General features: G+C 59.0%; 18 protein-coding genes. 9 read left to right on the top strand and 9 right to left on the bottom strand.

Going from position 1 to position 19,456, the window contains the following annotated elements:
- The first annotated feature begins 358 nt into the window (after nucleotides 1–358).
- The 9 genes from A7K61_RS10460 to A7K61_RS10420 all read left to right on the top strand — a co-directional run bounded on the left by A7K61_RS10460 (nucleotide 359) and on the right by A7K61_RS10420 (nucleotide 10,619).
- Complete coding sequence (locus A7K61_RS10460) at nucleotides 359–2,050, top strand: ABC transporter substrate-binding protein (protein ID WP_254814061.1); 1,692 nt, start codon at nucleotides 359–361, stop codon at nucleotides 2,048–2,050.
- Between the two features lie 67 nt (nucleotides 2,051–2,117).
- Nucleotides 2,118–3,158 (top strand): ABC transporter permease, encoded by a 1,041-nt coding sequence (locus tag A7K61_RS10455; protein WP_017736610.1) that lies wholly within the window; start codon nucleotides 2,118–2,120, stop codon nucleotides 3,156–3,158.
- Between the two features lie 41 nt (nucleotides 3,159–3,199).
- Entirely contained in the window at nucleotides 3,200–4,000 is an 801-nt protein-coding gene (locus tag A7K61_RS10450; RefSeq protein ID WP_017736609.1) for an ABC transporter permease, read from the top strand.
- Complete coding sequence (locus A7K61_RS10445) at nucleotides 3,997–5,655, top strand: ABC transporter ATP-binding protein (RefSeq protein ID WP_017736608.1); 1,659 nt, start codon at nucleotides 3,997–3,999, stop codon at nucleotides 5,653–5,655. The genes A7K61_RS10450 and A7K61_RS10445 overlap by 4 nt, the downstream gene beginning before the upstream one ends.
- The gene (locus A7K61_RS10440) at nucleotides 5,652–6,608 is read left to right on the top strand and encodes an NAD(P)-dependent oxidoreductase (RefSeq protein WP_017736607.1); all 957 of its coding nucleotides are present in this window, start codon (nucleotides 5,652–5,654) and stop codon (nucleotides 6,606–6,608) included. The genes A7K61_RS10445 and A7K61_RS10440 overlap by 4 nt, the downstream gene beginning before the upstream one ends.
- The gene (locus tag A7K61_RS10435) at nucleotides 6,605–7,528 is read left to right on the top strand and encodes an allantoinase PuuE (protein ID WP_019751963.1); all 924 of its coding nucleotides are present in this window, start codon (nucleotides 6,605–6,607) and stop codon (nucleotides 7,526–7,528) included. Before A7K61_RS10440 ends, A7K61_RS10435 begins: the two co-directional genes overlap by 4 nt.
- Complete coding sequence (locus tag A7K61_RS10430) at nucleotides 7,521–8,282, top strand: SDR family NAD(P)-dependent oxidoreductase (RefSeq protein ID WP_017736605.1); 762 nt, start codon at nucleotides 7,521–7,523, stop codon at nucleotides 8,280–8,282. The genes A7K61_RS10435 and A7K61_RS10430 overlap by 8 nt, the downstream gene beginning before the upstream one ends.
- A gap of 154 nt (nucleotides 8,283–8,436) precedes the next feature.
- The gene (gene hydA / locus A7K61_RS10425; RefSeq protein WP_017736604.1) at nucleotides 8,437–9,873 is read left to right on the top strand and encodes a dihydropyrimidinase; all 1,437 of its coding nucleotides are present in this window, start codon (nucleotides 8,437–8,439) and stop codon (nucleotides 9,871–9,873) included.
- On the top strand, nucleotides 9,870–10,619 hold the full coding sequence (locus tag A7K61_RS10420; RefSeq protein WP_019818812.1) for a fumarylacetoacetate hydrolase family protein: 750 nt from the start codon (nucleotides 9,870–9,872) through the stop codon (nucleotides 10,617–10,619). Before hydA ends, A7K61_RS10420 begins: the two co-directional genes overlap by 4 nt.
- A gap of 1,127 nt (nucleotides 10,620–11,746) precedes the next feature.
- Here the strand turns inward: A7K61_RS10420 and A7K61_RS33125 are convergent.
- The 9 genes from A7K61_RS33125 to A7K61_RS10380 all read right to left on the bottom strand — a co-directional run bounded on the left by A7K61_RS33125 (nucleotide 11,747) and on the right by A7K61_RS10380 (nucleotide 19,346).
- On the bottom strand, nucleotides 11,747–11,992 hold the full coding sequence (locus A7K61_RS33125) for an SDR family oxidoreductase (RefSeq protein WP_256203226.1): 246 nt from the start codon (nucleotides 11,990–11,992) through the stop codon (nucleotides 11,747–11,749).
- A 14-nt stretch (nucleotides 11,993–12,006) separates the two neighbouring features.
- Nucleotides 12,007–12,186, bottom strand: coding sequence for a hypothetical protein (locus A7K61_RS10415; protein ID WP_017736600.1), 180 nt, complete (start codon nucleotides 12,184–12,186; stop codon nucleotides 12,007–12,009).
- A gap of 13 nt (nucleotides 12,187–12,199) precedes the next feature.
- Nucleotides 12,200–12,697, bottom strand: a complete 498-nt coding sequence (radC, locus tag A7K61_RS10410) for a DNA repair protein RadC (protein ID WP_017736599.1) — start codon at nucleotides 12,695–12,697, stop codon at nucleotides 12,200–12,202.
- A complete protein-coding gene (locus tag A7K61_RS10405) occupies nucleotides 12,669–13,619 on the bottom strand; it encodes a hypothetical protein (protein ID WP_017736598.1) in 951 nt (316 codons plus the stop codon). The genes radC and A7K61_RS10405 overlap by 29 nt, the downstream gene beginning before the upstream one ends.
- Before the next feature lie 91 nt (nucleotides 13,620–13,710).
- Nucleotides 13,711–14,715: a YqaJ viral recombinase family protein gene (locus A7K61_RS10400; protein ID WP_019818805.1), complete on the bottom strand. Its 1,005-nt coding sequence runs from the start codon at nucleotides 14,713–14,715 to the stop codon at nucleotides 13,711–13,713.
- Between the two features lie 75 nt (nucleotides 14,716–14,790).
- Nucleotides 14,791–15,759: a DUF932 domain-containing protein gene (locus A7K61_RS10395; protein WP_017736596.1), complete on the bottom strand. Its 969-nt coding sequence runs from the start codon at nucleotides 15,757–15,759 to the stop codon at nucleotides 14,791–14,793.
- A gap of 92 nt (nucleotides 15,760–15,851) precedes the next feature.
- Nucleotides 15,852–16,181, bottom strand: a complete 330-nt coding sequence (locus tag A7K61_RS33645) for a hypothetical protein (RefSeq protein WP_074059157.1) — start codon at nucleotides 16,179–16,181, stop codon at nucleotides 15,852–15,854.
- Nucleotides 16,182–16,476: 295 nt separating this feature from the next.
- Nucleotides 16,477–17,862 (bottom strand): aspartate aminotransferase family protein, encoded by a 1,386-nt coding sequence (locus A7K61_RS10385; protein WP_017736594.1) that lies wholly within the window; start codon nucleotides 17,860–17,862, stop codon nucleotides 16,477–16,479.
- 11 nt (nucleotides 17,863–17,873) lie between these two features.
- A complete protein-coding gene (locus tag A7K61_RS10380; protein ID WP_017736593.1) occupies nucleotides 17,874–19,346 on the bottom strand; it encodes an NAD-dependent succinate-semialdehyde dehydrogenase in 1,473 nt (490 codons plus the stop codon).
- Nucleotides 19,347–19,456 lie beyond the last annotated feature (110 nt).

Genomic DNA, 19,456 nt, shown 5'->3' with positions numbered 1-19,456 from the left:
GTTACCAAAGAATTAGCGATTGTCACAGAATTACCCGGGATTGTTCAAATGTGCACCTCGAATGACCACGAATCATGGGTGCGCACCGAGAGTGAGCAAGAACTCGGCCAGGGTTGGTTGGTGCTTGACTGGCTGTTGGCTTACCCCGTTGCACATCGTGAAGTTCCTGATTTCGGGGCCTGTAAGACTATTGTCATTGACGTTCAAACCGGGAGCGAAGTTTTGTCACACCGATGGCACAGGGATTGCTATGTGATTGTCACAATTTCAAATTGTTTAGCAACAATCTTGGGGCTGCATGTCAGCTATCGATTCTCTCACTGCCCAAGCCATAGACAGCCATTCTAGAGCGGGGGAGGTGAGCCATAAGTTTATTGGCATCACGTCTTCGTATTTGAGAAGGGCTTACTCAATCACCTCCAACCAAGAATCCTATCCTATGAATACGAAAATAATGCGGTTCCTTCTGAGGCCCGCTGCGCAGGCGCTGGCAGTCGTTTCGCTACTTGGTGGGGCTGTTGCTCCGAATGCATTTGCCCAGAATGCGAGCGCCATCCTGGTGGTTGCAGGCCCTCGCACGCCTGAGTCGCTCGATCAGGAATATCCGCCGACCGAAGCCACCCACGAAGCCAAGCGCAACATCTACGAGCGCCTGCTGGCCTACGACACCAAGGTCGTCGACGGTGTGCAGGTGGAAAACTTCGACAAGCTGGTGGGGGCGCTGGCTGAAAGCTGGACGGTGGCAGACGACAAAACCTCGATCACCTTTCATTTGCGCAGTGGCGTCAAGAGCGCAGCGGGCAACACCCTGTCCGCCGACGATGTGATGTGGTCGTTCGAAAGGGGCTGGAACAAGAACGCGAATTTCCGCTGGTACATGAGCCAGATCCTCGGCATCAAATCCTTTGAAGAAGCGTTCAAGAAGCAGGATGAAATGACCGTCACGGTCACCTTGCCCAAGACCTCTCCGCTGATCGAGCGAATCTGGGTCAACAATGACCTCGGCATTCTGGACGCCACTGCTGCCCGCAAGAACGTCACCAGTGACGACCCTTACGCATCCAGTTGGCTGGCCACTCACTCGGCCTCGTTCGCGCCCTATCAGGTGACGAAATTCCAGTCAGGCCAGGAGGTGGTGTACGAAGCCAACCCGAATTATTACCGGGGCGTGCCGCGTCTTTCGAAAATCATATTCCGCGAAATGCCGACATCGGCCAACCGCCTGGCAGCACTGCAAGCTGGGGCCGTGGATGTAGCCGAATGGCTTTCGCCACGTGAGCTGGCGATGCTGGAGAAGAATCCTCAGCTGAAGATTTGGCAGGTGTTTGGCAACTACATTCACCGCGTTGAAATGAACAACACCACACCTCCGTTCGATAACCCCAAGGTTCGCCAGGCGTTGAATTATCTGGTGCCGCGCGAAGATATTCTGAAGGCGGTGTATTACGGCAAGGCACGGGCAACCAAGAGCCCGATCTCTGAAATCTATCCGTCCTATACCGATGAATATTTCACGTACACCCAGGATGTGGAGAAGGCCAAGGCACTGTTGAAAGAGGCGGGCCAGGAATCGGGCTTCAAAACCCAGCTTGGCTACCGTACCGGTGATCAGATCGAGGAAGAGATTGCCGTCATCCTCAAGACCGCGTTCGCCCGCGCCAACGTTGACGTGGAACTGGTGAAGTTGCCCGCCTCGACGCTGGTGGAGAAGTACTCCAAGGGCACGATCCCCATGTATTTCTTCCGCGACATGGCCATTGTCCCCGATGCGGCTTATGTGGCGAATCTCTGGCTTAACAGCGCCTCACTTATCAACTACCCGAAATTCAACAATGCCGAAGTCGACAAGCTGATCAACGACGCGTTGTCGAGCACGGACGAGGCGGCGAGGGATGCTGGCATGAAGCGCGTCCAGCAAATTGTTGTGGACGAGGCGCCTTGGGTGTTTTTGATGAATCCAGGCTACCAACTGGCCACCCGCGCCAATGTCGCTGGTTTCAGTTGGTACACGCCCAACAGCAACAGTTGGTACGACCTCTACAAGAAATAAGTAGAGCCAGCAGCGGGGTGGTGCTTTGCCCCGCTAGCTGCGCAAGACTACTTGCAAGGAAACCAGTATGAGACTTAGCAATTCATTGCGGTCGCTGCCTCGCCCACTACGTATCGTACTGGCCAGGCTGACTATTCTTGTTCCGCAGATGTTTGGCGTGCTGCTTGCCACGTTTCTGCTGATTCGTTTACTGCCTGGTGACCCGGCCCTGCTGATGCTAGGCAATATGGCCACGCCCGAGCAGATTCTGAGCCTGCGCGAGCGGCTGGGCCTCAACGGCAGCATCTGGTCGCAGTTCACGAGCTACCTTTCAACGGTCGTTCACGGTGACCTGGGAACGTCGATGTTCACCTCCAACCCTGTGGCCGTTGATTTGCTCGACCGGGTGCCGGCAACGCTCGAGCTGATTACCTACGCAATGATTCTGACGATCATGGTGAGCGTGGTGCTTGCGGTTGTTGCAGTGACCAAGCCCAACGGAATGATCAATCGGTTCAGCAAGGTCTACGGCCTGGCGGCGGGCGCGGTGCCTGACTTCTGGGTGGGTCTGCTGCTCATCTACTTTCTGTTCAATGTCGCCGGCATTGCTCCCGCACCGTTCGGCAGGCTGGACCCGATACTCACTGCGCCGCCAGCCGTTACCGGGTTTCTGACCATAGACACGTTGCTTGCCGGTGATACCGCCGCATTCGCCTCGGCTGTCGGCCGCCTGTGGTTGCCGGTGCTTACGCTGACCATCGTCAACGCCGGCGCGTTGATGAAGATGACCCAGATTGTTTTCGCCGATAACTACCGCAGCGAGTTCATTCGTCATGCACGGGCGAGCGGTCTTTCTGAATGGCAGTTGGTTCGGATCGCGATGCGCAACAGCCTGCCACCGATCATCACCATGGTCGGTTTTCTCTTCGGTTTTCTGCTGGGCGCGGCGGTTCTGGTTGAAACGATTTTCGCCTGGGGCGGCCTCGGCCAGTACGCGGTATCCGCTGTCATGAACAGCGATTACCCCGCGTTACAGGGATTTGTGCTGGTCGCTGCCGCTTTCATTCTCATCGTTTACACCGTCGTAGATGTTCTGTACGGCATTGCTGATCCGAGGATTGAAGTATGAGACCGCTATCTGCACAGCGTAGCGTTGCCGGCAAGGCAACCTTGATCATCGGCCTGGTGCTGCTGGCTATTCAGTTTGTGGCGATCATCTTTGCGCCATGGATTGCCCCTTACTCGCCGGAAACCGCTGATCCGATAAATGCACTGCAAGAGCCATCGTTGATTCATTTTTTCGGCACCGATGTGTCCGGCATGGACATTTTTTCCCGTGTCATTTTCGCGACCCGAATCAACCTTCTGATCAGCGTGACCGCCGTGGCCATCGCCTTTGTCATTGGCGTTCCACTCGGGCTCGCCATTGGCTACTACAAAGGCTGGGGCAGCTCCCTGGCGATGCGTTTTTTTGACTTTATCCAGTCATTTCCTGTGTTTGTGCTGGGCATGGTGCTGGTGTCCGTCATGGGCCAGGAAATATGGAACGTTGCCATTGTGCTGGCCGTACTTTTCACACCGGTCTTCGCCCGGCTGATCCGGGCTGAAGTCTTGTCGCTGCGTGATCGTCCGTTTATTGCCGCGGCCAGATGCAGTGGTGCCACGGACAGCGCAATCATGTTCCAGCACATCCTGCCAAATGCGTTGACGCCTGCCATCGTGCAGATATCCATCAGCATCGGCATGGCCATTCTGCTGACGGCGGGCCTGTCCTTCGTCGGTGCCGGCGTGCGCATGCCTACTCCGGAATGGGGTCTGATGGTCAGCAACGGCGCGCAGCAAATGATCCTGGGTATCTGGTGGGTCGCGCTGTTTCCAGGGCTCGCCATCGTTTTTTCAGTACTGACGTTTGCGCTTCTCGGAGACGCGGCCAAGCAACTGTTCGACCCGCAGACAAGGAGCTCCTCATGACAAACACCAACGAACCCTTACTTGAGGTACGCAACATCAGCGTCGGGTTTTCGGACCGATCAATGCCGCCTGCCTTACAGGAAGTGAGTTTCTCGCTGAAGAAGGGGGAGATTCTCGGCATTGTTGGTGAGACAGGTGCAGGAAAGTCGCTTCTTGCGCGCGCCATTATCGACATGCTGCCAGGCGACGGATGCATTGTTGACGGCGAGATACGGGTCAACGGGCACGCGATTTCCACGATGACACCGCAGCAAAGACGCGGCTATCGAGGCGGCGAGGTTGCGCTGATCGGAACCAACGCTAAATCGTTGCTGGACCCGGTAGTGAAGGTGGGCGAGCAAATCGCCAGAGTTCTTCGGGCCCATCGAGGAATCAACAAAAAAGACGCATGGCAGGAGTCAATTCGCCTGTTTGAGCAAGTCGGAATTGTGAACCCTGAGAAAAGGGCGCACGCCTACCCGCATGAGCTTTCCGGTGGTATGGCGCAGCGGGTGGTAATCGCCATGGCGTTGATCGCACAACCGAAAATTCTGCTCGCCGATGATGCGACCCTGGGGCTTGATGCAACGATCCAACTGCAGGTGCTGGACCTGCTAGTGGAAAAAGGGCGTGAGCTTGGGCTGGCGGTTGTTCTGATTACCCATGACCTCGGCATGGTGGCCAGCTACTGCGATCGGGTCGGCATCATGAAAGCCGGGCGTTTGGTGGAGCTCACCACCATCCGCTCTTTTCTTAACGATGGTCCTCAGCATCCCTATAGCCGGGAGTTGCTGGAGGCAGCCCGTGTACGTCCGTTGCCGATGGATGGCCAGCCGGCACAACCCGGCGCCGAGGCTGCACCGCTGCTAGAGGTCACGAACCTGGTGAAGTTGTTCCATGTGGAGGGCTCCACTGAGCCGGTTCGCGCGGTAGACCATGTGTCGCTGACCATCCGCAAAGGGGAGACCTTGGCCCTGGTTGGGGAAAGCGGATCCGGCAAAACCACGACCGGCCAATGCCTGGTTCGTTTACTGCAATCGGACTCGGGCTCGATCCGGTTCGATGGCCAGGAAACACTGACCCTCTCTGATAAGCAGTTCAGAAACGTGCGCCGGCGGATGCAGATGGTGTTCCAGGAGCCTTATGTGGCGCTTAACCCCAGGTGGCGGGTGCGCGATCTCGTTGCCGAGCCTCTCAAGTTGGGCGCACCGCTGACCCGCGCGGCCAAACAGGCGCGGGTTTTGGAGTTGCTCGATCTGGTTGGCATATCCAGGGCCAAGGCAGATGTTTACCCCCATGAGCTGACGGCCGGCGAGCAGAAGCGCGTAGGCGTGGCCAGGGCCTTGGCGGTCAATCCTGATTTTGTGATTTTCGATGAGCCGACAACGGCACTCGACATCCGGGTTCGAGCGCAGATCATCGACCTTGTGCGGGATTTGCAAAAGCGTATGGGGCTGTCGGCGCTGTTCATTACCCATGATTTGAACTCAGTCCGGTCATTGGCGCATTACGTTGCCGTGATGCGCCACGGCAAGATCATCGAGCAAGGCCCGACGGAGGAGATTTTTGCCAATCCGAAGGAGGCCTATACCCGCAAGCTGCTCGAGGCCGAACTGCCTATCGAGGTCCGAGAAGAGGCGCCAATGCGCGCCCCACAGGCGGAGCTGCGCGCATGAGTTTCGATCAATCGATAAGCAAACCGGTATTGGTCACCGGAGCGGCAGGGTTGGTAGGTCGCCAGGTGGTGCGTCGTCTGGTCGAGCAGGGCCGACCGGTGCTGGCACTGGATCGGCTCGCCTCGGTCACCCAGGAGGGGGTCAAGATCACAGCGTGCGACCTTGGCGATATCCATCGCCTGCATGCCATCGCTCTGGATGGAGTCGATTCCATCATTCATTGCGGTGCGTTTTCCGGGCCAATGGTGGCGCGTGATGCGCCGTATTCGATGGTGCAAGTGAACATTGTCGGTACCGCCAACGTACTTGAGTTGGCGCGTGTTCACGCTGTTCGGCGCTTTGTGTATTGCTCCTCGACCAGTGCTTATGGGGTGGTCGAGTCGGGTCCCGCTTACGAAGACGTTTTACTCAAGCCAGGCAGCCTCTACGGTGCCAGCAAGGTTTCTTCCGAGTACATCACCACGGCCTACGCCGAACAGTATGGGCTGTCTGCGGCGAGTGTTCGACTGTCCTGGGTCTACGGCCCGGGGAGAACCACTGACTGTGTGATTCGTAAGATGATTGAAGATGCCTTGGCCAGGCGCGCCACCCGAATGTCTTTCGGAGCGGACTTCCCCAGGCAATTCATTCACGTTGAAGACGCCGTTCAGGGCTTGCTTTGTGCGCTGGATGCCCCCGTGCTGCCACGCACCACCTACAACGTCACCGGCGACACCCGTGTAACGCTTGAAGAGATCGCGCAGGTCGTGCGCACTATCTTTCCCGGTGCCGATATCGCCCTTGAGCCGGGCGCGGATCCTGTCGATGAATTCCAGCAGAAATTCAGTATTGATGCGGCGCGCCGTGACCTGGGTTACGTGCCAAAAATATCCCTTGATGACGGCATTCAAGCGTACGCGCGCTGGCTGGAATCGACTCACCTTCCTCATAGTTTCGAGGTGCAGAAAGCATGAGTGATCTTCAACGAGATTTTGTCGGCTATGGCCGTAATCCTCCTGATCCTAAATGGCCCGGGGGCGCCCGACTCGCACTGAATTTCGTCATGAACTATGAGGAAGGCTCGGAGCCGTCCATTCAGGACGGCGAGGACAGTAGCGAAACGTGGTTCACCGAAAGCAGCGGCCTCAATACCGGTGTAAAGGGCCGGGATCTGGCCGCTGAAGGGCTATTCGAATATGGCAGCCGAGTGGGTTTCTGGCGGGTGATGCGCCTGTTCCAGGAGCGTTCCCTGCCAGCGACCATCTATGGCTGCGCGCTCGCCCTGGAGCGTAATCCGGATGCCTGTGAAGCCATCCGCGAATCGGGCTTCGATGTGTGCTCCCACGGCTGGCGGTGGATCCAGCACTACCAGCTCAGCGAGGAACAGGAGCGCGAGCACATCCGTAAAGCGGTGGAATCCCTTGAGCGTACAACGGGCGTTCGGCCCCAGGGTTGGTATTGCCGCTACTCCCCGAGCGTCAACACCCGTCGGCTGCTGGTCGAGGAGGGCGGGTTCACCTACGACTCGGATTACTACGGGGACGAGTTACCGTTCTGGACCCAGGTAAGCGGCAAACCTCACCTGATCATCCCGTATTCGTTAACCAACAACGACGGACAGTTCGCGGCTGGCGTCAGTACCGGAAGCCAATGGTTCAGCTTCCTCAAAGATGCGTTCGACATGCTCTACAAGGAAGGAGAAACCCAACCCAAGATGATGTCGGTCGGTCTGCACCTGCGCTTGGTGGGGCATCCGGCCCGGGCAGCTGCATTGGAGCGATTCCTCGATTACGTTTTGAGTTTCCCTGACGTATGGATCACTCGACGCATCGATATTGCCAACCACTGGCAGAGCGTCCATCCCGCTCGAACACTGGGAGTCGGTCATGAGTAACGTGTTTGATCTTTCGGGCCGCAAGGCTGTTATCACCGGCGCAAGCAGGGGAATCGGTGCGGCGATTGCGCAATTGTTTCTGGAGCATGGTGCAGAAGTTGCCATTTGCCATGTGGCAGATCATCAGAATGCCGAGGCGTTCCAGAATCGCGTGCGCTCGCGAGGCCTTGAACTACACGCCAGCGAATGCGACGTCTCTGATCCAGCGGCGGTAAACCGTTTCTGCACCTGGGCGCAGGAGCGTTTGGGGCAGGTCGACATCGTGGTCAATTCGGCCGGTGTGGGTGGCGGCGACCGTCCATTTGCCATGACCGATGATCAGGATTGGGATCGTATCATCGGGATAAATCTGCGCGGGACGATGCTGGTCACTCGCGCCTTTTTCGCCGGGATGCTCGAACGCCAGTATGGCCGCGTCATCAACGTTGCTTCACAACTGGCATACAAGGGCGCGCCAGGGCTGGCGCATTACTGTGCGGCGAAGGCCGGGGTGGTGGGGTTTACCCGAGCACTGGCTTATGAGGGTGCGCCACACAATGTGATGGTCAACGCGATTGCGCCGGGGCCGGTCGATACCGACTTGTTGCGCAATCACAGCGCGCAATGGCTTGAGGCCAAGAAAGCACAGTTGCCGGTGGGGCGCTTCGGCCAGGTAGATGAAATCGCACCTACCGCTTTGCTCCTGGCTTCGAGCGCTGGCGCATTTTATGCCGGGCAAACACTGTCCCCCAATGGCGGCGATGTAATGCTCTGACTACGTAATGCGCGCGCGAGGCATGGCATTCGAGCGACGCAATGTGAACCCGTGATTCCAGATACCACCCGTAGGTTCGAACGCTTCGAGCAGCCGGGCGTGGCTTGCTACGCCCGGAATAACGGTGGCTGGCTCCTGCTTGAAAGAGGTTGATATGCAAATTCTGGACACTGTTATCCGTAATGCCCGCGTGGTTACAGCCGCTGACATTTTTACCTGCGACATCGGCATTCGTGATGGACAAATTGTTTCACTGGCGACTGACTTGCCCACTGGATTGAAAGAGATTGACGCGGCGGGGCGGCACGTTACGCCGGGGGGCGTCGATAGCCATGTGCACCTGGATCAGCCGACCGGCGACGGTTCTGTCATGGCGGACGACTTCTACAGTGGCACCGTATCTGCCGCCTGCGGTGGCACTACCACGGTCATTCCCTTTGCCAGCCAGCAGAAAGGCGAGAGTTTGCGTGCCGCTGTCGAGGACTACCATCGGCGAGTTGGCGACAAGCCGGTGATCGATTACGCATTCCACCTTATCGTGACTGACCCCACGCCTGATGTGCTGCAACGGGAGTTGCCCGCTCTGATTGCCGAGGGCTATACCTCGTTCAAGATCTACATGACCTACGACGCGTTGAAGCTCGGTGACCGGGAAATTCTCGAGACGCTGTCGGTGGCACGTCGGGAAGGAGCCATGGTGATGTTGCATGCCGAGAACAGCGATTGCATCGCCTGGCTTACCGAGCGCCTGCTGGCTGCAGGCCTGGACGCGCCCCGTTATCACGCCACCTCCCGGCCCATGCTGGTTGAGCGTGAGGCCACGCATCGAGCGATTGCATTGGCCGAGTTGGTGGATGTGCCAATTCTGATCGTCCATGTGTCTGGTCGTGACGCAGTCGAGCAGATTCGCTGGGCGCAGAGCAAAGGCCTGAAGGTCTACGCCGAGACCTGTCCTCAGTATCTGTTCCTGACGGCGGCTTCGCTCGGATGCGACGACAGCTTTGAAGGCGCGAAATGCATCTGCAGCCCACCACCGCGCGATCCTGCCAACCAGCAGGTCATCTGGGACGGCCTGGAAAATGGTTCATTCGAGGTGTTTTCATCGGACCATGCGCCGTTCCGGTACGAAGGCCACGACGGTAAAAAAGCCCATGGTGAAAGCCCGACGTTTGAACAAGTCGCCAATGGTATTCCTGGGATCGAAACGCGAATGGCGCTTCTCTGGTCCGAAGGTGTTCGCAAAGGCCGGATTACCCCGCAGAGTTTCGTCGCACTCACATCCACCAATGCCGCAAAAATGTATGGTTTGTACCCACGCAAAGGCAGCGTCGCAATTGGCGCCGATGCTGACCTGGTCATCTGGAACGAAGGTGAGCCAGTACGCATTACCAACGAAATGCTGCACCACAATGTGGATTACACCCCCTATGAAGGTATGCAGTTGAGTGCATGGCCGGCCATAACGCTGGCACGAGGAGAGGTCGTTTGGGACGGCGAACCAAGAGGCGCCGCGGGCCGCGGGAAGTTTTTACCGTGCCAGAAGCCTGCTCCCGCTCAAACTCGTCGTCGCCCGCATGAACTGCCGCTATGAACGGCGCGACCCAGGTAGCGGCGGCATTGGTCCAAGCATGGCGACAGCGGCGTAATGTGCCATATGACGGGCTTGGTTTGCTGACTGAAGCCGATGCTTACCAGGTTCAGGAACTTGTCGCCGCCGAGCTTGGCTGGTTCGGTGACTCGTCGGAGACTGCGTGGAAGCTTGGCGGCAGCCCTGGAAGGCTGGTCAGCACTGCGCGCGTGCCGAGCCACTCCATTCATTTATCGGGTTGGGCGGTCCCTGAGGGCTATTGCAGCCGTTTCGGCATCGAAGGTGAGCTGATCGTGCGACTTGGGCGAGATGTCGATGGCGATTCCGATCATGCAGCAGCCTATGAAGCGATTGATGCATGGCATGTCGGGATCGAGCTGTGTGATACCCGCTTTCAACAGGGAGAGCAGGCGCATCCCTTGCTTCGCCTGGCTGATCAGCAACTCAACCGCGCATTGGTGCTGGGCGAAGCGACTCAGCCTCCGGCAAACTGGTCGCAGCAGGCAGTCGAGGTCTGGGTGGATGGGCGGCTGCAGATAGTTGATGTTGGAAGCCATCCCTTCACTGATCCACTGGCCTCGCTGCCGTGGTTGGCGAGGCATGCTGCATCGCAGAACCGGCCCTTGAGGGCTGGTGATCTGATCGCCACAGGAAGCTGGACAGGCCTTTTTTGGGCCCCGCCAGTCGCAAATGTGAAAATTAAATTTCCAGAATTAGGAGAGGTATTGCTCTCAACAGGACCCGCTTAGAGGCGACTTGAAGCTGCCACCCGCCCTGAGAGCGTTGAAACATGGCGTTTATGGAATGCGAGGAGTTATGGCGAACCGCGCAATCTGATGGCGATGCTGCGCGAGAGGTTCTGAAGGTAAAGGGTAAGCCAGCCTCTGGTTTCCGACAGTTCAATTCTGTCGGCGTGGGAAAAAACGCCCCGACAAAACCCTAAAACAGGGACTCAGATAGCTGAGTCTTTGCAGGAAATGGCTGATTAGTCGGTGCGCATCAAGCCGAATTTTCTGGAATCAACGATAACGCCCCCGGGCAGCTACTTCGTTCGTAGCTGAAGCTCTCAATCTGATGCTTGGCAGACGGCTTCCAGATTTACCTCATCAGGGCCTAGCACATAGGCCGCGTAATATCCGGCGTGGTAATGGGACCTGATTCCTGGCGCTCCGTTGTCTTGACCCCCAGCGACCAGCCCGGCCGTATGGAACGCGTCGACTGCCTCATGACTCTGGGCGATCAAAGCTATATGCGCCCCGATGCTAGGGGAGGTGGTGGCATGCACCCAGAGAAATGGCTTGCCAGAAGAGCCGAAGCCCAATCTCCGAGGAGCTGATTGCGGAGGGGGGCTTCTATGCTCGCGAGGAGGGTAATCCCCAGCGGCTTCAGCGCTTGTTCGTAGAAGGCGCGAGCATGTGAAATGTCCGAAACACCAATACCCAGATGATCGATTAACGAACCAGAAAATTCATCCATCAGAGTGTCCTAAGGAAGTTGAAGTTAGGTAGGTCAAGCTCACATTGGCCGCGGGCGCCGCATTGGTCCGTCTCCCAAGGTCGCCAGAAGCAACGTCGCCGGCCAGCGTGAGGACAATGCCGCCATAGCAAAGGTCGCGGCCGATCCAGCAAATGAACTTGTTCGGTGCCAAGAATGTATGTGTACGCAGCGGCACCTAGAGCATGGCCTATCTGCTGATCCCTTTGCGTCAGTCCTTACACGCTACCGGGGTTCCGCCTGGAGGCTCTACGTATACCCGCACCGGCAACACGACACCACGGCGACGGTCCAGCATCCGCACCAGCACTACACCGATGCAGCTTCCTTAGAAATCCACCTAAGGGTCGGCGTTAACCGGAGCGAATGGTTGGTGGCCTGCTCAGGTCTGGGAGGCGCCGCCGTCCGCGAACAGTTCGGCGCCGTTGACGTAGCTCGACGCATCGCTCGCCAGGAAGAGCGCGGCGGCCCCAATCTCGTCTGCTTGGCCGATGCGGCCCAGGGTTCTCTGTTCGTCATAAGGCTGCGAGGCTTGGTCAAACACTGCCAGAAATTCAGCATTGCCCGATGAACAGGGGAAAAAAGAAAATACTCCTGTTCCAGTATGGGCAGCCTTGCGACTGCCCATACTGATGATGCCGCTTACCGAGGTGCTCCTCGTGAAGATTTCAGCAACCGATTGACGATCCAGCATGCCAGCACCACGGCAATCAGCAGTGGTGGAAAGCGCACCATCAGAAGTACCAGCAGCAGAAGGGCCAGGCAGCCCGCGAGGATGCCGGCGAACAGGAACACGGCAGCAAAGATCCGCAGTAGCTTCATCGTCGTGTTCTCCTCACAGGTAGCCCAGTTCCGCCAGCGATACGCAGCCCTCCTGGCCCACCACGATATGGTCCAGCGTTCGCACCCCGACTAGGTTCAGGGCCTCCCGCAGTTTGTGGGTCAGGGTGAGATCTGATTGGCTGGGTTCCGGATCACCGGAAGGGTGGTTGTGGACCAGCACGGCTGCCGCGGCGTTGTGCTCCAGGGCAGCCTTGACGACTTCTCGGGGATAGACGCTGGCGCTGTCCAGGGTGCCCCGGAACAGTTCATGAAAGACGATCACCCGGTGCCGGCTGTCGAGCAGAAGCAGGGCGAATACCTCATGCTCGTAATCGCCCAGCAGCGCCTGCAGGTGGCCGAACACTTCCTTCGGTGAGGTCAGTGCTCGCCCCCGGCGCAGGCGCAGACTCGCCAACTGGCGGGCCATCAGCAGGATGTCGGTTTCGGTGACCGGTGAATCGACCAGGTAGGTGCCGGTCGATTCACTGGCCTTCAGCTTGTGCAGGCGCATGGTGGGCTCCTTGATGGTTATCGATCGGTGGGGTGTGGCGCTGGGCTTGTGCGTCCAGCTTCTCGGCCAGGCTGGCTTTCGCAGAGCGCTGGGAGGTGTTGGGGGATGGAGATTGGCTTTCCTCGGCGGGGTAGAACTCTTCGGCGATGGCACCAGAGTCTTCCTCGCTGTCCTCGAAGGCGCCATTGCCGAAGCCACGCTGCGCCGCTTCATCCAAGGCGGCCTGATCGAAGCCTGCTGCTTGCCGCTGTGCATCGAGCCCATTGGCGGCCTGCAGCGCCTCCGTCATCACCATACCGCCGCGTACCGTCAGGTCGACGTAGAAGATCGGCGTACCATGGCTTTGCCGGGTGGACTTTCCACGCAGACGCAGCTCCAGCGGCAGGCAGGCCAGGCGGTTGCCGGAGATGGCCTGGAAGTAATGCAGGCGAGCCGCCAGAGTGCGGATGCTGTTGAAGCCGGTGGTGCGGAACACGAAGCTGCCCAGCGGATCGTCGTCGCCGATGATCACGTTCAGCCGGCCGTAGGGCCTGCAGGCATTGCCTTTGGCTAGCGGGCAGGCATCCGGCGAAGGGCAGGGCAGTGTCTGCATGCCGTCCTGGGTGACGCGCCTGCAGGTTTCGCCATTGCCGACGCAGAGCGGGCGCCCGGACTGGCGGTCGAACAAGGTGTAGTCGGCGCGGAAATTCAGTTCCGGCTCGTTGAACAGCAGGCGTACCGGAATGTTGCGCAGCTTGTCGTCCTTGCTCTGGCGCAGCTCGTCATTGAGCGGGTGGAGCAGCCAGCCGTCCTTGCCTTGCACCTGTGAGGTGATGGTGAACTGGTCATCCTTTTCCGGCAGGCGCTTGCCGTTCTTCTCGACGACCTTGCCTATCGAGATGCGGCCGAGCACCGGCGGGGTGATAGCTAAACCTTTGAGCATGATGGCTCTCCTGGAAATGAAAAAAGGCCAGCTACGCAGCGCGAACTGCATGGACTGGCCAAGGGGAGGGAAGAGTTGATGGAGACGGAAATCAGCTGACCAGGAAACGGCGCGCACCGGGTTTCAGCAGCGGGTACTTGGCCTGCAGGTAGGGCTTGTCCTGGAGCAACTGAGCGACATCGAGACCGATGCTGTCCTTGGCCTTGCGCCAGCTGACGTAGCCGCTGGAGAATTCCACCCGACTGGCATCGCCCATGGCCTGCTGCAGCATCTGCTTGAGCTCGGCCTCGCGTTTTTCCTTGTCGGCAATCGACTGACGCACGGCTTTCAGCTCGATGTAAGCCGCTGACAGACCAGCATGCTGGCTGAGGTCGATGACCTGGCCGTTGTCCTCCGGGTAGAGGCAGCGCAGGGCTGATTCAGCGGAGGCGGTGCCATCGGCCGGCGGTGGGGTGTCGGTTTCCACGTAGTGCCAGAACTTTCGCTCCAGCTCGATCAGCCGAGCGATCATCTGCTCATCTCGCTCGATGCGGTGGATCTCCAGCATCTGGCCACCCAGCAGTACCGCCACATCCGCCGCCTGCTTGCCGGTGACGGCGAGCTGGTGCATCACCTGCAGCTGCACATACTCCGGCACGCCCTCCTTCCAGAGGCGTGCCCCGTTTATGCCGGCTGTTTTGCATTCGAGGATCTGCACGTCGTCCGCCCCGATCACCTCGCGGTCGATGTTGGCCAGCATCCAGGGCAGCTCCGGATCCGGATGTTGGAGCACGGCATTGATGCGCCGTACCTTGTTCTTCGTGCGCTTGCTGTAATGCCAGGCCACGATGGGCTCCAGCACGTTGCCCCAGTACATAGGGCTTTCCTCATCCTGAGGATCAGCCTTCGGCATGCCGGCATCACGCCCGGTCTTTTCAATCCACAGCTCCAGTTGCGACTTGTAGGGGTTCAGTCCTACGGCTGCGGCAGCGTCCGAACTGCCAATACCTTGCTTGCGGATCTGCAGCCAGTCTTCGCGCGGTAGCTCCTTGGTGCTGACCAGGCGCAGGGCAGGGCGTTTCTTGCCGGTGCTGCTGTTCAATGACGTTGCTTTCATGGGATTCACCTGCAGACATAAAAACGCCCGACCAGCACAAGGCTGACCGGGCGCGAGGGTTGATGTGAGTAAGGGTTAAGCGGCGAGCTGCAGCGCGGCATCCAGGGCGCGTTGCTTGATCTGCGCGCCTTGGCCGAACCAGGCCGAGTCCATGCGGTACTCGTTGCTGCGCGCACGGCGCTCGTGGTCGACGTATTCGGTCACGGCGTTGAGCAGGCCCCAGGCGGTGCCGCGCGCCGAGTCCAGCTGGCTACCGCGACCACGGCCTTCGTACAGCTCCTGGACCTTGCGCAGGGCGCGCTCGTTGGGCAGTTGCTCCGGCAAGGCGCCGGTCGGGCTGGTCTCGCACAGCACGTTCATGAAGAAGCCCAGGGCCTCATGCCACTGAACCTTGCGCTCGGCCAGCACGCGCATGCGGTACATGAAGTCGTCCCATTGCGAGGCGGCGATGCCGAGCTGCTTCTTCACCACCTTGGGATCGAAACGGGTGTTGTGCGGTACCTTGATTGCCCGGCTGGTGCCATCCAGGGCGATGGTCAAGGTGTTGTTGCACACCACGCGCACTGTGGTCGGCGTTGCCGTGGTGGCCAGGGTTCCGTCGCAGGAAGTGGCCAGCAGCAGGTAGCCATTCACCTGATCGTTACCCTTGAGCGCAGCGCCTTGCCCGGTACGCGCCAGCGCCCAGAACTTGCGTCCGCCTTTGAGCACGCCAGCGGTCTCCAACTCGTAGCCGGAGACCTCGGTGAGATCCCTGTAGAACTCCAGAACTTCCCGAGGCTGCACGGTGTGATAACGCTGCGAGACCACCGACAGCGGCGCCTTGGTGTCGGAGCGGAAGAGCACCTTCTGCTCGGGAAAGGAGTGGATAGCGCCCAGATGCCCGGCGACTTCTGATTTGAAATGCACCGGGCTTTCGAGGATCTGCCAGTCCATGCCGGCTTCGCGTTGCCAGACTTCGATGGGCTGTTTCTGAGTCAGCTGATTGCCCAGGCCGTGCCACGGAGTAGCGCCAGCGTAGGCCATGGTTTCGACGAGATGTGCCATGAGAGTGATTCCTTTGGGTGCAGGTCGGCATAAAACGCCGCGCCAGGCGCAGCACCGACCGGACGAGAAATAAGAGGAGAGAAAGAGCCGGGTCAGGCCGGCAGGTTGAAGCGGTGACCGCAGAGCAGGCAGAGGTTATGGGCCAGGACGTGGCGGTCGAGCGACTCACCGAGCTGGGCACCGAGCGCACAGCCACCGACGCCTCCGGCAAGACCGCCGAGAATGGCACCGGATACCGAGCCCAGGGTTATACCGACAGGGCCGGCAATTACGCCGAGCGCTGCGCCGGCCTTGCCGCCAGCCAGAGCAGCGCTAACGCCACGTGCGATGCCACCGACCGCGCCGATAGCAGCGCCGGCCTTCATGGCGTGATGGAAAGAAGCGACTTTGGGGGAGTGACAGCGAGGGCACTGCAATGACATGGGACGAACCTCCTTGGTGCTGATGTCATTGCGGTAATGTGTGGTTGAGATTTTTTTCGATCGAATGGCTGCTTTTCAGCAGCGCTAACTGAGTGCGAACTGGCTGGAGTCGGCCAGAAGCAGTCATTCGATGGGCCTTCAACAGTGCATCTCCGGCTCCCCTTACTCCCAAAATGAGTTTATGTAATCACAATCTTCTCTTCGCAGTTTGTTCACAACAAGACCAAACTTGCGATACAAAAAACCACCCGAACGGTGAAGGATCGAGCGGTTTTTTGGGGGGGAGCGGTAAGGCTTAGCCCAGTATCTCGCTGGCCACGTGATCGACCGCACTTTTGGTGATGTCGACAATCAGGTCGGCCTCCTCCTCGGTCAAGATCAACGGTGGTGCAAAACCGAGAATGTCGCCATGGGGCATCGCTCGGGCAATCATTCCGCGTTCAAGACAGGCTGCCGATACTTTCGGACCGACCTTCAACGCAGCATCGAATGGTGTGCGTTGCTCACGATCGGCCATGAACTCGACCGCGGCAAGCATGCCGTCGCCGCGCACTTCGCCCACCAGTGGATGACCTTCCAATACTTCCCGCAATCGACGATTCAGATAGCTGCCAACATTCTCTGCGTTGGCCGTCAGGTTTTCCCGCTCCAGGATGTCGAGGTTGGCCAGGGCCGCCGCCGCGCAGATCGGATGCCCGGAGTACGTCCAGCCATGTCCCATGGCACCTTGAGATTCGGAGGCTTTTTCGATCACGTCCCAGACTTTTTCACCGACAATCACTGCTGACAAAGGCGCATAGGCACTGGTCAGGCCTTTGGCCGTGGTGATCAGGTCAGGACGCATGCCATAGCGCCGACTGCCCATCTTCGAACCCAGGCGACCGAAGGCGCAGACCACTTCGTCGGCGATCAACAACACGTCGTATTTGTTCAACACCGCTTGTATGGCGGCCCAATAGCCGGCCGGCGGAACGATGATGCCGCCGGTGCCCATCAGCGGTTCGCCGATGAACGCGGCGACGGTGTCCGGCCCTTCGGCCAGGATCATTTTCTCCAGCTCGTCGGCGCAATAGCGCACGAAAGTGGCTTCATCCATACCTGCCGGTGCCTTGCGGTACCAGTGCGGACAAATGGTATGTTTAACGCCTTCGGCCGGGAGGTCGAAATGCTGGTGGAAAGTCGGTAGGCCGGTCAGGCTGCCGGTCATGATGCCTGAACCGTGATAACCGCGATCACGGGAGATGATTTTCTTCTTCTGCGGGCGACCCAATACGTTGTTGTAGTAACGCACTAGTTTGATCTGGGTTTCGTTGGCGTCGGAACCGGACAGGCCGTAGTAGACCTTCTTCATGCCCTCCGGCGCCCAGTCGATGATGCGGCTCGACAGCTCGATGATCGCTTCGGTTGAGTGCCCGACATAGGTGTGGTAATAGGCCAGCTCCTTTGCCTGCTTGTAGATCGCATCGGCGACTTCGGTGCGCCCGTAGCCGATGTTCACGCAGTACAGCCCGGCAAAGGCGTCGATGAAGTCGCGGCCTTCGTGGTCGCGGATACGAATGCCTGACGCGCTCTTGATGATGCGTCCCTTGAGCGTGCCGCTGGCGTGGTCATGGGCATGGGTTGACGGGTGCATGAAGTGCGCACGGTCTTGTTCGAACAACGAATCGAGTTTTTGGCTCATGGCGGATCTCCTTAGAACTGGCCTTGATGGTGCAGGCAAAAGTATTTGGTTTCGACAAAGGCTTCGAAGCCCTCGGTACCGCCCTCGCGGCCCAGCCCCGAGGCTTTCATGCCACCGAACGGGATCGGATGGCCGGTGAACTTGACGCCATTGACCGCGACCATGGCGTGGTCGAGGCGGCGAATCAGGGGGTAGATTAGGTCCAAGCGGTTGGAACAAATGTAGGCAGCCAGACCGTATTCGGTGTCGTTGGCCATTTCGATGGCTTGCTCGAGGGTGGCGAAAGGCATGACGCCAGCAATCGGCGCGAAATTTTCTTCGCGGTAGATACGCATCTGCGGCGTAACGTCGGCCAGCACCGTCGGCTGATAGAACAATCCGCCGAGGGCATGCGCTTCGCCGCCCACCAGACGTTGCGCGCCCAGCTTCAGCGCATCAGCCACACGCTCGACGGTCACATCGAAGGCGGCCTGATGCATCAGCGGGCCGATGTCGACGCTTTGCTCTTGATCACCCACCAGCGCGGGGCCGACCCGCAGTTCGCGCACCGCAGAGGCAAAGCGGCTGAGGAACGCCGGATAAATCGAGCGTTCGACCATAATCCGATTGGCCGCGCAGCAATCCTGGCCGGAGGTCTGGAACTTGGCCTCTACCGCGACTTTCACCGCCAGCTCCAGATCGGCATCGGCGCAGACAATGAACGGCGCATTGCCGCCCAATTCCAGCGATACCTTCTTCACATCCTGGGCTGCCGCTTGCAGGACCAACTTGCCGACCCGGGTCGAGCCGGTGAAGCTGACCGAACGCACGCGAGCGTCCTGCACCAGGGTTTGCATGGTCATTTGCGGTTCGCCCAGCACCACGTTGAACACGCCGGCGGGGAAGCCTGCTTCTTCCGCCAATTGCGCCAACGCGAACGCCGAGTAAGGCGTTTCGTGGGCCGGTTTGATGACCACAGTGCAACCGGCGGCCAATGCGGCGGCGGCTTTGCGGGTGATCATCGCCGAAGGAAAATTCCACGGCGTCAGCAGTGCACAGACGCCAACCGGTTCCTTGATCGTGCCCAGATGCGCGCCGGGGATATGGCTGGGGATGTTCTGCCCGTAAAGGCGCCGCGCCTCTTCGGCAAACCATGGAATGAAACTGGCGGCGTAGGCGATTTCGCCGCGGGACTCGGCCAGGGGCTTGCCTTGTTCCTGGCTGAGAATCCGCGCCAGGTCTTCCTGATGCTCAAGGATCAACGCCGCCCAGCGCCGCAGAATCGTTCCGCGGTCATCGAGGCTTTGTTCACGCCAGGCTGAAAACGCCCGGTGTGCGGCATCTACGGCGGCGATGATCTGAGGCTGATCGAGCATCGGCACATGACCGATTAACTTCTGATCGGCCGGATTGTGCACGGCGACGCTATGGCCGCTGTCACTGTGGACCCAATGGCCGTCTACGTAGCAAAGTGCTTTGAACAACAGCGGATGTTTGTATGTCATGGCGTTCACTCCAAACCGTGTGCGTGAATCCATGCTAGGGCAGCGCAGCCAAGATGATTTGGCGTTTGGCGGGGTGTAACCATAGGTTTTTTCTGATTGAACGCCGGTAA

This window comes from Pseudomonas sp. AP42 (assembly GCF_001728935.1).
Lineage (GTDB): Bacteria > Pseudomonadota > Gammaproteobacteria > Pseudomonadales > Pseudomonadaceae > Aquipseudomonas > Aquipseudomonas lactis.
Note: the sequence above shows the minus strand (reverse complement) of the source record. Positions and strands in the feature narration are given on the sequence as shown.